Annotated in this window: 15 protein-coding genes; 8 read left to right on the top strand and 7 right to left on the bottom strand. The window is 59.1% G+C overall.

Annotation, left to right across the window (positions count from 1 at the left end):
* Positions 1–212: 212 nt before the first annotated feature.
* Genes V7747_RS14265 through V7747_RS14240 form a run of 6 tightly spaced genes read left to right on the top strand, consistent with a single transcriptional unit; the run spans position 213 to position 5,949 of the window.
* Complete coding sequence (locus V7747_RS14265; protein ID WP_335616684.1) at positions 213–3,005, top strand: monovalent cation/H+ antiporter subunit A; 2,793 nt, start codon at positions 213–215, stop codon at positions 3,003–3,005.
* Positions 3,005–3,331, top strand: a complete 327-nt coding sequence (locus tag V7747_RS14260) for a Na+/H+ antiporter subunit C (RefSeq protein ID WP_335616683.1) — start codon at positions 3,005–3,007, stop codon at positions 3,329–3,331. Before V7747_RS14265 ends, V7747_RS14260 begins: the two co-directional genes overlap by 1 nt.
* Entirely contained in the window at positions 3,331–4,842 is a 1,512-nt protein-coding gene (locus V7747_RS14255) for a monovalent cation/H+ antiporter subunit D (RefSeq protein ID WP_335616682.1), read from the top strand. The genes V7747_RS14260 and V7747_RS14255 overlap by 1 nt, the downstream gene beginning before the upstream one ends.
* Complete coding sequence (locus V7747_RS14250; RefSeq protein WP_335616681.1) at positions 4,839–5,345, top strand: Na+/H+ antiporter subunit E; 507 nt, start codon at positions 4,839–4,841, stop codon at positions 5,343–5,345. The genes V7747_RS14255 and V7747_RS14250 overlap by 4 nt, the downstream gene beginning before the upstream one ends.
* Positions 5,330–5,599 (top strand): K+/H+ antiporter subunit F, encoded by a 270-nt coding sequence (locus V7747_RS14245; RefSeq protein ID WP_335616680.1) that lies wholly within the window; start codon positions 5,330–5,332, stop codon positions 5,597–5,599. Before V7747_RS14250 ends, V7747_RS14245 begins: the two co-directional genes overlap by 16 nt.
* An 11-nt stretch (positions 5,600–5,610) precedes the next feature.
* Positions 5,611–5,949: a Na+/H+ antiporter subunit G gene (locus V7747_RS14240; protein ID WP_335616679.1), complete on the top strand. Its 339-nt coding sequence runs from the start codon at positions 5,611–5,613 to the stop codon at positions 5,947–5,949.
* A gap of 9 nt (positions 5,950–5,958) precedes the next feature.
* Here V7747_RS14240 and V7747_RS14235 read toward each other — a convergent pair whose 3' ends face one another.
* Together V7747_RS14235 and V7747_RS14230 are read right to left on the bottom strand one after the other, a co-directional pair.
* Entirely contained in the window at positions 5,959–7,299 is a 1,341-nt protein-coding gene (locus V7747_RS14235) for a Na+/H+ antiporter NhaC family protein (protein ID WP_335616678.1), read from the bottom strand.
* A gap of 154 nt (positions 7,300–7,453) precedes the next feature.
* Positions 7,454–8,011 (bottom strand): OmpA family protein, encoded by a 558-nt coding sequence (locus tag V7747_RS14230; RefSeq protein ID WP_335616677.1) that lies wholly within the window; start codon positions 8,009–8,011, stop codon positions 7,454–7,456.
* A 174-nt stretch (positions 8,012–8,185) separates the two neighbouring features.
* Between V7747_RS14230 and V7747_RS14225 the strand changes: the two genes are divergently transcribed.
* A complete protein-coding gene (locus V7747_RS14225) occupies positions 8,186–8,833 on the top strand; it encodes a hypothetical protein (RefSeq protein ID WP_335616676.1) in 648 nt (215 codons plus the stop codon).
* Between the two features lie 11 nt (positions 8,834–8,844).
* Here V7747_RS14225 and V7747_RS14220 read toward each other — a convergent pair whose 3' ends face one another.
* From V7747_RS14220 to V7747_RS14200, 5 genes are all read right to left on the bottom strand, one after another.
* Positions 8,845–9,546 (bottom strand): ATP-binding cassette domain-containing protein, encoded by a 702-nt coding sequence (locus tag V7747_RS14220; RefSeq protein WP_335616675.1) that lies wholly within the window; start codon positions 9,544–9,546, stop codon positions 8,845–8,847.
* A 13-nt stretch (positions 9,547–9,559) separates the two neighbouring features.
* A complete protein-coding gene (gene livG / locus V7747_RS14215) occupies positions 9,560–10,327 on the bottom strand; it encodes a high-affinity branched-chain amino acid ABC transporter ATP-binding protein LivG (RefSeq protein WP_335616674.1) in 768 nt (255 codons plus the stop codon).
* Positions 10,324–11,580: a high-affinity branched-chain amino acid ABC transporter permease LivM gene (locus V7747_RS14210; protein ID WP_335616729.1), complete on the bottom strand. Its 1,257-nt coding sequence runs from the start codon at positions 11,578–11,580 to the stop codon at positions 10,324–10,326. Before V7747_RS14210 ends, livG begins: the two co-directional genes overlap by 4 nt.
* Positions 11,580–12,506 (bottom strand): high-affinity branched-chain amino acid ABC transporter permease LivH, encoded by a 927-nt coding sequence (gene livH, locus V7747_RS14205; RefSeq protein ID WP_335616673.1) that lies wholly within the window; start codon positions 12,504–12,506, stop codon positions 11,580–11,582. Before livH ends, V7747_RS14210 begins: the two co-directional genes overlap by 1 nt.
* Before the next feature lie 109 nt (positions 12,507–12,615).
* Positions 12,616–13,743, bottom strand: a complete 1,128-nt coding sequence (locus tag V7747_RS14200) for a branched-chain amino acid ABC transporter substrate-binding protein (protein WP_442909263.1) — start codon at positions 13,741–13,743, stop codon at positions 12,616–12,618.
* A 297-nt stretch (positions 13,744–14,040) separates the two neighbouring features.
* Between V7747_RS14200 and V7747_RS14195 the strand changes: the two genes are divergently transcribed.
* Positions 14,041–14,346 carry a DUF2288 domain-containing protein gene (locus V7747_RS14195; protein ID WP_335616672.1) on the top strand — a complete coding sequence of 102 codons (306 nt, stop codon included), beginning with the start codon at positions 14,041–14,043 and terminating at the stop codon, positions 14,344–14,346.
* Positions 14,347–14,373 lie beyond the last annotated feature (27 nt).

Below are 14,373 nucleotides of genomic sequence, written 5' to 3'. Positions count from 1 at the left end.
TGGGTTACGCATTTTGTAACGCAATGCGGGCGCACCAAGCGTCGCGTGCTGGGTCACTGCCTTTATACTGGGCACCCTGGCTTGAGTGCGGCGACCCAGAGGTGATTGCCGTGCTAGGCTGATGAGTCACGCGAGGCCGCTCGGACTGATAGCGCACGGAGAGCGGGATCACCGGTGAAAGCCTTTTCGGCCATAGATGGAGTTAGTCCTGCATGACCCTGGCGCTTATCGTCATCCTTCCACTGCTGGGCAGCTTGCTGCCACTGTTGTTCAATAATCACGGTCGCTCACTGTGCGCCACCATGACCATGCTGGCCCCGGTCATTGGCATGGTGCTGCTCTGGCAACAAGCGCCGGCGGTGTTCGCCGGTGAGACCCTGGTACAGACCTGGCGCTGGCTGGATCTGTTAGGTCTGCACATCAGTTTTCGCCTCGATGGCCTGAGCTTCCTGTTTGCCCTGATGATCCTCGGCATCGGTCTGCTAGTCATTCTCTATGCGCGCTATTATCTGGCGAAAAAAGACCCGATGGGCCGCTTCTTTGCGTATCTGCTGCTTTTCATGTCTGCGATGCTGGGCGTGGTGCTGTCGGAAAACCTTCTGCTGATGATGTTCTTCTGGGAGATGACCAGCCTGTCGTCGTTCCTGCTGATCGGTTACTGGTCGCATTCCACCGATGCGCGCAAGGGTGCGCGTATGGCGTTGGCGGTAACCGGCGCTGGCGGTCTGGCGCTGCTGGCGGGCGTGTTGCTGATAGGTCAGGTGGTGGGCAGCTATCAACTGACTGACCTGTTCGCCGCCGGCGACCTGCTGCGTGAGCACGCACTCTACCCGGTGATACTGGTGCTGGTACTGCTTGGCGTGTTTACCAAGTCGGCGCAGTTTCCTTTCCACTTCTGGTTGCCGCATGCCATGGCGGCGCCCACGCCGGTGTCGGCGTATCTGCACTCGGCGACCATGGTCAAGGCCGGCGTATTCTTACTGGCGCGTCTGTATCCAGCGCTGGCCGATACCGATCTTTGGTTTTATATCGTTAGCAGTGCCGGTATGGCGACGCTGCTGGTTGGCGCCTGCACGGCATTGTTTCAGCATGATCTCAAGGGCTTGCTGGCGTATTCGACTATCAGCCATCTGGGGTTGATCACCCTGTTGTTTGGTCTGGATACGCGCCTGGCTGCGGTCGCAGCGGTGTTTCATATCATCAACCACGCTACGTTCAAGGCTTCTTTGTTCATGGCCGCGGGTATCATTGATCACGAAACCGGAACCCGTGACATGCGGCGAATCAACGGTCTGCTGCGTTATATGCCGCATACCGCCACGCTGGCGATGGTGGCGGCCTCGGCGATGGCAGGGGTGCCGCTACTCAACGGTTTTTTGAGCAAGGAAATGTTTTTCAGTGAAACGCTGGAGCAGCATATGCTCGGCAGTTTCAGTTGGCTGATTCCTCTGGGTGCTACCCTTGGCGGGGTGTTCTCTGTTGCTTACTCACTACGTTTTGTGCACGACGTATTCTTCAACGGCAAGCCGGTCAACCTGCCCAAATACCCACCGCATGAGCCGCCACGTTATATGAAAGTGCCGGTCGAGATTCTGGTTGCCATGTGTTTGATGGTGGGGCTGGCGCCGGGCCTTACGGTAGCCGGCCTGCTGGCCGTGGCAGCGCAGGCGACTATTGGCACGACTTTGCCCGAGTACAGTCTGGCCATTTGGCACGGCTTCAACTTGCCGCTTTTGATGAGTGTGGTGGCGCTGGTGGTGGGCGTGCTGGTTTACGCGGCGCGGCGCCCCTTGTTTGCCTGGTATGCGCGGCAGCCCGAATTGGATGCCAAGTTGGTATTCGAGCGTCTGGTGCAATCCCTGGTGCGCGGTGCCGGACAATTCACGCTGATGCTGGAAAACGGCTCGCTGCAGCGTTATCTGGCCTGCCTGCTGGGCTCGGCATTGCTGGTCAGCGGTTGGTGGTTGCATAAACTGCCAAGCCTGCGTGGGGACGTGGCGCTTACGCCCATTGATGGCACCAGCCTGGCAGTCGCGCTGATCATGTCTGTCGCGGCGCTGGCGACGGTGTTTTGGCATCGCCAGCGGCTGGTTTCGCTGACCATGCTCAGCGTGGTCGGGCTGGGAGTGGTGTTGGCCTTTGCGCGATTTGCTGCACCGGATCTGGCACTGACGCAAATTTCGGTCGAAGTGGTCACTATCGTTTTGCTGATGTTGGCCTTGTTTTTCCTGCCCGCCCGTTCGCCGCGCGAATCTTCGCTAGCGCGACGTGGCCGCGATCTGCTGCTGGCGCTGATGTGTGGTTTGTTGGTGGCGGCGCTAGCTTTCGCCGTAATGACGCGCCCCTACGACAGTATTGCCGGCTTCTTCCTGGAAAACAGCTTGACCGGCGGTGGCGGCAGCAACGTGGTGAACGTGATTCTGGTTGACTTCCGTGGCTTCGATACCATGGGCGAGATTACCGTGCTGGCGATTGCAGCTATCGGCATCTACGCGCTGATTGATGGTTTGCGCTTGCGCCTGCCGGGCGGTGACAGCCTGGGCAAGCCTTGGGCGAAGCGCGGTGAGCTGCTGATGCTGGTTAACCTGTCACGGGTGCTGTTGCCGCTGGCGCTGCTGATCTCCGTGTACATTTTCCTGCGTGGTCACAACCTGCCGGGTGGCGGTTTCATTGCCGGCCTGATTACGGCAGTGGCGCTGATACTGCAATACGTCGCCAGTGGCGAGGAATGGACCTCGCATCGCTGGCCGGTGAATTATCACTACCTGGCGGCATCCGGCGTGCTGATCGCGGGTGCTACCGGCGCGGGCAGCTGGCTATTCGGTTATCCGTTCCTTACCAGTGCCTTTGACCATTTCCATATTCCATTGGTGGGCGATATCGAGTTGGCCACCGCCATGCTGTTTGATCTGGGGGTTTATTTGACGGTCGTTGGCGCCACCCTGTTGATCCTTGCAAACCTTGGCAAGTTGTCGCAGTTGCCATCGCGCGGGGGGGATTTCTGATGGAGCTGATGTATGCGCTGCTTATCGGCCTGCTGACCAGTTGCGGGGTGTTTCTCATGCTACGCGCCCGCACCTTTCCGGTGGTCATCGGCCTGACGTTGCTCAGCTATGCGGTTAACCTGTTTCTGTTTGCCATGGGCCGCATCGGTGAGGCTGTGCCGGCGGTATTGGGTACGCGTACGGATTACGCCGATCCTCTGCCACAGGCGCTGGTACTCACCGCGATCGTGATTGGCTTTGCCATGACCGCGTTCGCACTGGTACTGGCCTTGCGCGCGCAGGGCGAACTGGACAGCGACCATGTCGACGGCAAGGGGGATCGTTGATGAGCCACCTACCGGTTCTGCCCATCTTTCTGTCGATGGTCGTGGGCGCGGCGTTGCTGCTCATGCGCGGCAGCATGGACTTCAAGCGGGGCGTCAACCTGCTCGCGACCTTTGCGCAGTTGCCCTTGGCGATCATGCTATTGCTGCAGGCGAATGAAGGTACGCTGGTTTATACCCTGGGTAACTGGGCTCCGCCTTTCGGCATTGTTCTGGTGGTGGACCGACTGGCGGCGCTGATGCTGGTAATTACTGCCGTGCTCGCGTGCGCTGCGCTGCTGTATGCGGTGCGCGGCGACGATGCCGCTGGGCGCAACTTCCATCCGCTGTTTCAGTTCCAACTGATGGGTATTACCGGGGCCTTCCTGACCGGTGATCTGTTCAACCTGTTTGTCTTCTTCGAGATCCTATTGATTGCCTCCTATGCCCTGTTGCTGCATGGTGCAGGCTCGGCAAGGGTGCGCGCAGGCTTGCACTATGTGCTCTTGAATCTGACCGGCTCGGCGCTGTTCCTGATTGCTGTGGGTACGTTGTATGGCGTGCTGGGTACCTTGAACATGGCTGATCTGGCGGTGCGCATCAGCGAGCTGCCGCGTGCCGAGCAACCGCTAGTGGGCGCCGCCGGTATGCTTCTGCTGGTGGTCTTTGGCCTCAAGACGGCTGTGTTTCCCCTGTACTTCTGGCTGCCGCGCGCGTATGCGGCTTCCAGTGCACCGGTGGCAGCACTCTTTGCGATCATGACCAAGGTGGGGCTGTACTCGATATTGCGCGTTTATACGCTGATGTTTGGTGAGCAGGCCGATACTCTGGCGCAGCTGGTCAACGGCTGGTTGTGGCCTTTGGCGCTGGTAACTCTGGTACTGGGCGCGGTGGGTGCGCTGGCAGCGGCGACCCTGACCGGGCTGATTGCCTATCTGGTGGTGGTGTCAGTGGGCACCATGCTAGCGGGGCTGGCCATAGGAACACCGGAAGCGTTGCGCGCCACTCTGTTCTACCTGATGCACTCGACCTGGATTACCGGTGCGCTTTTCCTGTTTTCCGGCGTGGTGCAGCGAGTGCGGGGGCCACGCTTTGCCGCGCGGCTGGTGGCTGGCCCGAGCCTGCCCCATCCGATGTTGTTGGGCGGCGTATTCTTTCTGGCGGCCATGTCGATCGTTGGCATGCCGCCGCTGTCTGGCTTTATCGGTAAGCTGTTGCTGCTCAGCGCGGCTGGCACCGGCGAGCTGGCGGCCTGGTTATATCCAGTGGTGCTTGGCAGTGGGCTGCTGAGCCTGATTGCGCTGAGCCGCGCAGGCACCACTCTGTTCTGGCGCCAGACTGATGTAGCAGCCTCAGGCGAGCCGGTCGATGGGGTACGCATGACCGCCTTGTTACTTCTGTTGCTGGCCAGTCCGGTGCTGGTGGTGTGCGCCGAGCCGGTACTGGCTTATCTGGCCGCCACGGCAGATCAGCTGTTGCAGCCGCAGGGCTATATTGATGCTGTGCTCCCGCCACATTCCGAGGTTACCCCATGAGCCTGCTAAAGCGCGTGCTGCCGCACCCCTGGCTCAGCCTGTCTATGCTGATAGGCTGGCAGCTGCTGATGAACAGCGTGTCGGCTGGCAGCCTGATTATGGGCGCGGTACTGGCCTGCATAATTCCCTGGCTGACCAACGTATTCTGGCCCAACCCACCGCTCAGTTGCCGAGTTGACCGTTTGCTGCTGTTTGTCTGGCGAGTATTGGTGGATATCGTGCTTGCCAATCTGCAGGTCGCCAAGCTGATTCTCGGCCCGCGCCGCGAGCTGCGGCCGGCCTTTGTCGAATACCCCATCAGCCTGGAACACGAGTTTTCCATCAGTGTGCTGGCCAGCACCATTTCCCTGACGCCCGGCACGGTTTCGGCGGATATCAGCGCTGATCGCAAGACACTGTTAATCCACGGGCTGGACGTCAAGGATGAGCAGCAGCTGATAGAACATATTCGCCGTCGCTATGAACAGCCGATCAAGGAGGTATTCGAATGCTCCAGGCCGTGATTCTGTTTTGCTTGGGCGTGATGAGTGTTGCGCTGATTCTGACCTTTGTGCGCCTAATCAAGGGACCGGATCTGCCCGACCGCATTCTGGCCATGGATACCCTGTACATCAACAGCATCGCAGTGATCATGCTGTTTGGACTTTATCTGGATTCGAACCTGTTTTTTGAGGCCGCACTGCTTATTGCGGTAATGGGGTTTGTCAGCACCGTGGCCATTGCCAAGCACCTGATGCGCGGCAACATCATCGAATAGACGAGGTAGGCATGAACGAACCAAGCTGGATCGAATGGTTGATCGCCGCGCTGCTGCTGACGGGCAGCCTGTTCGCGCTGATTGGCTCTATCGGACTGGTCAAACTGCCGGACTTTTTCATGCGTCTGCATGGCCCGACCAAGGCGACGACGCTCGGCGTGGGTTCCATGGTGGTGGGGTCCATGTTGTATTTCTCGTTGCAGGCGGGGCAGCCCAGCCTGCATGAGTTGCTGATTACCTTCTTCCTGTTTCTGACAGCCCCAGTCAGCGCGCAGATGCTGGCCAAGGCTGCCATGCACGAGAAGCTGCGCCGCGAACCCAGGACCCGCGGCGAGCCCTGGGAGCAGTAACGCGCTGCCTCAGGTGGTCGGTTCAGTGGTCGCCGGCTTGATCCGCGGGAAACCGAACACGATGGCTAAGACCGCCATCAATCCAAGTAGCCAGCAGTAGTGCACCTGACTAATCAGCGCCAGCGGCGACAGCGCCGCCAGTGAGCCGGCCAGCAGGATTTGCGCGCCGTACGGAATCAACCCCTGCACCACACAGGAAAAGATGTCGAGCAGGCTGGCACTGCGTCGTGGATCAACTGCGTAGTGATCGGCAAGATCTTTGGCGACACTGCCGCTGATGATGATGGCGACCGTGTTATTGGCGACGAACAGGTTGGTCAGCCCCACCAGTCCAGCGATCCCGGTTTCACCGCTGCGTCTTCCTGGCGTGGTGCTGCGTGAGGTCAGGCTTTGGATGCGCAGGCGCAGCCAGTCCAGGCCACCTTCCTGTTTCATGATCGCAGAGAGACCACCAATCAGCATCGACAACACCATGATTTCCAGCATGCCGGCGAAGCCCTGATAGATATCGTTACCGTAGGTGGCCAGGGCGTAATCCGGCTTCACCAGCATGCCGGTGATGCCTGAGAGCAGGATGCCGGTCATCAGGACTATCATCACATCCAGCCCGCTCAGCGCGAGTATCAGCACCGCGACGTAGGGCAGTACCAGCCAGACGTTGTACTCCGCAGCGGGCGCGGCCGTGGTGCTGCCGCCCAGAATAAACAGCACTACCAGTGTCAACAGCATGGCTGGCAGCGCAATCATCAAGTTCAGTCGAAACTTGTCGCGCATGCCTACGCCCTGGGTACGCGTAGCGGCAATGGTGGTGTCAGAGATGATTGACAGGTTATCGCCAGCCATGGCGCCGCCGATAACCGCGCCTGCGGCTAGCGGAATGGACAAGCCTGTGGCTTCGGCAAACCCCAGCGCAATGGGTATCAGGGCACCTATGGTGCCCATTGAGGTGCCCATGGCCGTGGAAATGAATACGGCGATAACGAACAGGCCTGGCAAAACCATATTGGCTGGCAAGACGCTGAGTCCGAGGTTGACGGTGGCGTCGACCCCACCGATGGCCTTGGCCACGCTGGAGAAGGCACCGGCCAGCAGAAACACCAGCGCCATGGTGATGATATTGCGGTCGCCGATACCGTCGATAAAGGTGATCAGACTCTCGCGGTAGCTGCGTTTGGTCAGTAGCATCGCCATGATGATGGCTGGCAGGATCGCGACTGGCGCCTTGATCTGATAGAACGCGAAGTCGGTGCCTTGCAGTGTGTAGTAGATGCCGCTGCCGAGGAAAATCAGCAGAAACAGCAGCAGGGGTAAAAGGGCAGAGGCCCTTGGCGCCTGTGGCGTAGAGTCCATGGGAAGTCGCTTATTGGTTGGCTGAAAAGGTCACCGCCGAGGGATGGCGGAATCAGCCGATATTCTAGCAGCCACGAAGGGCGAGTGCCTGCAGTGTGTGCAAGCGGCAGGGCAGGCCCCAGCAACGGGTTTGTCCGTTGCTGGGGTTTCCGGCTCAGGGTGCCAGTGCGAGACTGGAGAGCGGGCTGCGCGGGGTAATTTCGATTTCTACCCGGCGGTTCAGGTCGCGCCCTTCTGCAGTGCTGTTGTCGGCACGTGGCTGGTCTTCGCCCAGGCTCTTGAGCTGCATGTTTGTGCGGCGTACACCGCCCAGCTGCAGAACGCTGGCGACTGCTTCGGCGCGCTCCAGGCTGAGTTGCTGGTTGACGTCATCTGCGCCTACGTCATCGCTGAAGCCGACCACCGCGATGTTGCTGTCGGTTGCAGTGCGCAGCACCTTGGCGACACGTGACAGCGGCACCAGGCCGGATGGCAGCAGTAGTGTACGCTTGGGATGGAAGTTGTCTTTTACCGGGATGATCAGACGGATCTGCTCACCGTTATTTTGGATTTCATAGCGCTCTTCGAGTGCTATTGCAGTCAGTTCCGCCATATGTTGCTGCGCCCAGGGAGTGGCTTCCGGTGGTGGCGGTGGTGGTGCAGGTTTGTTGGTTGAGCAAGCGCTAATGGTCAATGCGATAGTGCTGAGTATGACGGCAGAAATCTTCTTCATTATTGTGCTTCCAACAGTGTTATCCAACAAAGCGATGTTCGGGAACCAAGCCCGCTAAAATGAATCGCATGCGGGCGAATGTGGCACAGAGTACCATTGCCAATCGCATTTGTGATCTGCCGTATGTCATGATTTTGGCGGCATATTCAATTTTTACGCAATGGAGTTCACAGATTGAGAGCTTTTACACTAAAAAGCACGCGCATCACTCTGATTGCAATGGTGTTGCTGGTCTCCGGCTGTAGCCTGTTGCGCAACAGCTGGAGTGGTCCAGAGCAGCGCATGAGCGGTCTGCTGGAGCAAAACTCCGCGGGCTTTACATTGCGCCAGTGCGGTGCAGATGCGGCGCAACCGGTGATCGACAATGCCGAGCTGGAGGCCATTTTCGCGCAGGCGGCACAACCGGGTCAGACGGCTATATTTGTGGATCTGCGCGGCCGAACCGACAGTGCCGGGCGCGTACAGCCAACTAAAGTGTTGCGGATGCAATCGCAGGGCCGGGGCTGCGCGGACAACAGCGCCAATGGCGCGCAGTGGGTTGCGCTGCAGTATCAGCCTGCCTGGCGCGCGGTGCTTGCTGCCAATGGTTTGGCGCACAGTGATGCCGAGCGGACCTTTGCGCCGGCGTCAGTGGTGACTGAGCAGTTGCCGGACGGCTCGCTGAACGCACGCAGTTTGAGCGGCGATCTGGAGCTGTGGCTGTATCCGCAGGACTGTCAGGACGTGGTGACGGGGGATTACTTCCACATGCATTCGGTGTTACTGGTCAATGGCGAGCGCCGCAGTGGCTGTGGCTATCAGGGGCGTCAGACGACGCCCTGACAGCTGGCGCGTTAACCGCCGAGGTAAGCCTTGCGAACGTCGGGATTGGCCAGCAGCGCGTCGCCGCTGTCCTGCATGACAATGTGGCCGTGTTCCATCACGTAACCGCGATCGGCCAGCTTGAGTGCCTGATTGGCGTTCTGTTCGACCAGAAAAATGGTCACACCCTGTTGGCGCAACTGTTCGATGATGTCGAAAATCTGCTGAATGATGATGGGTGCCAGCCCCAGTGAAGGCTCATCCAGCAGCAGCAGGCGAGGCTTGCTCATCAGGGCACGACCAATCGCCAGCATCTGTTGCTCACCGCCCGACATGGTGCCGGCACGTTGCTGATAGCGTTCCTTGAGGCGCGGGAACAAAGTCAGCGTGGTGTCCAGCTGCTCCTGCAGCTGTTCCTTGGCGGTAAAAAAACCGCCCATGCTGAGATTCTCTTCTACGGTCAAGCGCGAGAACACGCGGCGGCCTTCTGGCACGATGGCGATATCCTTGCGCATGATTTCAGCGGTGGTGAGGCCGGTCAGCTCATCGCCTTCGTAGCGAATGCTGCCGGTGGTGGTGCGGGGATCGCCGCACAGGGTCATCAGCAGGGTAGTCTTGCCGGCGCCGTTGGCGCCAATCAGGGTAACGATCTCGCCGCGTTGAACCTCCAGGTTCACCTCGTGCAGCGCCTGAATCTTCCCGTAGTGGGTCGATACGTTCTTCATGTACAGCATGGCTTGCAATCCCTCAGGTTTCACCCAGGTAGGCTTTGATGACGTCTGGATTCTGCTTGATCTCATCCGGCGTACCGGCGGCCAATGGACGGCCCTGATTGATCACCACAATCTGATCGGAGATGCTCATCACCAGTTTCATGTCGTGTTCGATCAGCAGCACGGTGAGCTGGTGGTTGTCGCGCAGCTCTGCGATCAGCGCCTTCAGGTCATCGGTTTCCCGCGGGTTGAGGCCGGCGGCAGGCTCGTCCAGCATCAGCAGCTTGGGCTGGGTCACCATGCAGCGGGCAATCTCCAAGCGGCGTTGCTGACCGTACGCCAGGGTGTTGGCCGGGCGATTGGCAAACTGGTGCAGGTCGACCCGCTCCAGCCAGTAGGCCGCGCGCTCCATGGCTTCGCGTTCGCTGCGCCGGTAGCCTGGGGTCTTGAACAGCCCCGCCAGCATGCTGGTGTTCATGTGCTGGTGCTGTGCTACCAGCAGGTTTTCTACTACGGTCATCTCCTTGAACAGCCGCACGTGCTGGAAGGTGCGGATCATGCCGCGCCGCGCCACACGGAAGCCGGGCAAGCCCTGAATTTCCTGACCATCAAAGACGATCTTGCCGCCACTTGGCTTGTAAAAACCGGTCAGGCAGTTGAATACGGTGGTTTTACCGGCGCCATTGGGGCCGATCATGGAGACGATCTGGCCGGGTTGCACACTCAGTTCCACGCCGTCGACGGCCAGCAGGCCGCCAAAGCGCATGGTCAGCCCGGACACTTCGAGTAACGGGCGGCTCATGTGCGCAACTCCAGATGCGGGCGGTTCATCGGCAGCAGCCCTTGCGGACGCCAGATCATCATCAGGACCATCATCAAACCAAACAGCAGCATGCGGTACTCGTTAAACTCGCGGGCCATCTCCGGCAGGATGGTCATAATGATGGCGGCCAGAATGACGCCGATCTGTGACCCCATGCCACCCAGCACCACAATGGCGAGGATGATGGCAGACTCGATAAAGGTGAAGGATTCAGGGCTGATAAAGCCCTGGCGCGCGGCAAAGAAGCAGCCGGCGAAACCGGCAAAGCTGGCGCCAATGGTGAAGGCACCCAGCTTTACGGCGGTCGGGTTGATACCCAGTGCGCGGCAGGCGATCTCGTCTTCGCGCAGTGCTTCCCAGGCGCGGCCAATCGGCATGCGCAGCAGGCGATTGATCACAAACAGGGTGATCAGTACCAGCAGTAGGGCGAGCAGATAGAGGAAGATCACACGGTGCTCGGAGCTGTAGTCGATACCCACGAATTCGTGGAAGCTTTGCATGCCCTCACTGGCGCGCCGGCTGAATTCCAGGCCGAACAGCGTGGGCTTGGGAATGCCGCCGATACCGTTCGGGCCGTTGGTCAGCCAGGTCATGTTGTTGAGCAGAATGCGAATGATCTCGCCAAAGCCCAGCGTCACGATGGCCAGATAGTCTCCGCGCAGACGCAGTACTGGAAAGCCCAGTAAAAAGCCGAACAGCGCGGCCAGGGCGCCAGCGGCGATCAGGCCGGTCCAGAAGCCAATATCAAAATACATCGCCAGCAGGGCGTAGCCATAGGCGCCCACAGCGTAGAAGCCCACGTAACCCAGGTCGAGCAGGCCGGCCAGGCCCACCACGATGTTCAGACCCAGGCCCAGCATCACGTAGATCAGCACCAGAGTGGCCAAGTCGGTACCGCCGCGATTGGAGATAAACGGCCAGATAATCGCGAGGGCGATCAGAAAGCACCAGAACAAGCGACGCAGGGCGGGCTTCTTGCTGACTTCGACCAACTGCGTTGGGGTTTTTGGCATGCCAGGCATGGCCTTCCACAGGGCAGCCAGGTGATCGCGGAACAGATTATAGAAAAACATGAAGACCGCTGCTGCGGCGATTTTCCAGTACACATCGGGGCCCGCGCCGACCAGTGACAGGTTGGTGCCGTCCTGATTCAGGCGCACACCCATCAGCAAGGCGGTAAGCACCACTACTACCACGGCGGAAATGACCGCCGGTTTCAAATTGGCACGCATCATACTTTTTCCACCTCCGGGCGACCAAGAATGCCACTCGGGCGGAACAGCAGGATCAGGATCAGCAGAGCAAAGGCCACTACGTCCTTGTATTCAGTGCTGAAGTAGCCGGCGGTAATCGCCTCGGTAACACCGAGCAACAGACCGCCGAGCACCGCGCCGGGGATGCTGCCGATACCGCCAAGTACCGCTGCGGTGAAGGCCTTGAGGCCAGCCATGAAGCCGATGTAGGGATTGATCACACCGTAGTACATGCTCAGTAGCACGCCGGCGACGGCGGCCAGCGCGGCGCCTATCACAAAGGTCAGGGCGATGATGCCGTTGGTATTGATGCCCAGCAGGTTGGTCATTTTCAGATCTTCTGCGCAGGCGCGGCAGGCGCGGCCCATGCGTGAGCGCGAAATGAACAGGGTCAATAGCACCATGCTGACCAGGGTTACCCCGAAAATGATCATTTGCATGTATGACAGGCTGGCGTGGAAAGCATCCTGCGGGCCAATGTCGATGCCGCCGGTGATCAGGCTGGGCATGGCGATGTCGCGCGAGCCCTGGGCAAGGCGCACCAGATTTTGCAGGAAGATAGACATGCCGATGGCTGAAATCAGCGGAATCAGGCGGTTGCCGCCACGCAGCGGGCGGTAGGCCACACGCTCGATGCTGTAGCCGTAGGCGCTGGTCACCAGCATGCTGATGATGAACGCCGCGAAGATCAGCAGCGGTACCGACTCGATGCCGAACATTGCCAGGGCGGCAATGACGATAAAGGCGATGTAGCTGCCGATCATATAAATCTCGCCGTGGGCGAAGTTGATCATGCCGATAATGCCGTACACCATGGTGTAGCCAATGGCAATCAGGGCATAGGTACTGCCGACGGTCAGGCCGTTCAACAGCTGTTGAATGAAATAGTAAAGGGACTCTGGCATAGCCATGACACCGAAAATACAAGGGGAGCAATGCTGGTCCGCAAAGACGGGCATCAACAAAAAAACCGGGCCTGCCAACTAGAGTTGGACAGGCCCGGAGTCAGTTCACTTACTCGGTCAGTGCGGTTTTGCTGGCGTCAGCGTGCCATTCGTAGACCACAAAGTTGAAGTCTTTCAGGTCGCCTTTTTCATCAAAAGCCAGGGTGCCGGTGGGGGTGTCGAAGCTGTTGGCGCGCAGTGCGGCAGCGACGGCCTCGGTATCGGTGCTCTTGGCCAGCTTGATGCCGTCTGCGATAACCTGCACTGCGGCGTAGGCCGGGAAGACGAATGGGCCGGAGGGGTCTTCGTTCTTGGCTTTGAAGGCTTCTACCAGGTCGGCGTTCTTGGGATCTTCGTCGAAGGCCTTAGGCAGGGTAACCAGCAGCCCCTCAGAGGCTTCGCCGGCAATCGCAGAGATATCGGTGTTGCCCACACCTTCAGGACCCATGAAGCGAACGTCCAGTCCCTGTTCGGAGGCCTGACGCAGGATCAGGCCCAGCTCGGGGTGGTAGCCACCGTAGTAGACGAAGTCGACACCGGCCTGACGCAGCTTGGCGATCAGCGCAGAGAAGTCCTTGTCACCGGCGGTGATGCCCTCAAACAGGGGTACTTCGATACCGGCTTCGGTCAGTACATCGCGCACGGCAGTGGCGATACCTTCGCCATACTGTTGCTTATCATGGATAACCGCGACTTTCTTCGGCTTGATCTGCTCGGCAATGTACTTGCCTGCGGTTGGACCCTGCAGGCTGTCCAGGCCGATGGTGCGGAATACCAGCTGATAACCGCGCTCGGTGATTTCCGGGCTGGTGGAAGCGGCGGTCACCATCAGAATGCCTTCATCTTCATAAATGTCAGAGGCAGGCTGGGTGGAGCTGGAGCAGAGGTGGCCCACTACATAGCTAATGCCGTCGTTGACGATCCGGTTGGCAACCGCTACTGCCTGCTTAGGATCGCAAGCATCATCGAATACGACGCCCTCAAGTTGGCTGCCGTTGACGCCGCCAGCCTTGTTGATTTGCTCGATGGCCATTTTGGCACCAATGAACTGCATATCGCCATACTGCGCTACCGGACCGGTAACCGGGCCAGCCAGCGCGATCTTGATGGTATCTGCAGCCAGCGAATAACCGCTGACGCCAACCAGCGCAGCGGCGGCGATAATCTGGGAAAGTGCTTTCTTGTGTGCCATTTTCATATCATCTGCTCACTTGTGTTGTTATGCCGAAGTAGTCTTGGCTTGTTCCTGCTTGTTTTTTTGGATACACAGCCGGATCGGAACTGTACCGGCGCAGTTTAGCAACCGCCAACGGTACAGGGAATCAACGGCTGTCGATTTGTCAGCCAATGTCCGTTAACTGCAATATTGTGTCTGTATGGCGACATACCAATTGAAAGAATAGGCCGTTTTTGGCGACATTGCCGACGATTTCTTGCATGTCAGCGGCAGCTGGCTACCATGCAACCCTTTTATATAGAAGGAAGGACCTGAGCGATGACCCTGTCTGATGAAGCCTACGCGGCGATTCTTGGCGCCACTGGCAACATTGAATGGAAAACCCTGGAGCCGCACTTTGCCCGTGGCGATTTGCTGACCGTTGCCCCCGAGTTGGACTTGGTGCAAGCCGCAGCGGCGATGATGGAAGATGACAGTGAGCAGATCAAAGCCTGGATGGATAACAAACAGTTGCAGGTGGCGACCGATGCGCAGGCGGGTGACTGGGCGGAGCGCGAGCCGGCTACGCTTTGGGCGGTGGTAATCAGACCTTGGGTATTGGTGCAGGAACGGGAAAGCCGCTAGTTCTTTTGACCCGCTGGCGGCGGGTTC

The sequence above is a fragment of the Halopseudomonas sp. genome, assembly GCF_036960865.1.
Lineage (GTDB): Bacteria > Pseudomonadota > Gammaproteobacteria > Pseudomonadales > Pseudomonadaceae > Halopseudomonas.
The sequence above is the reverse complement of the archived record's forward strand: the minus strand, read 5'-3'. Positions and strand labels throughout refer to the sequence as shown.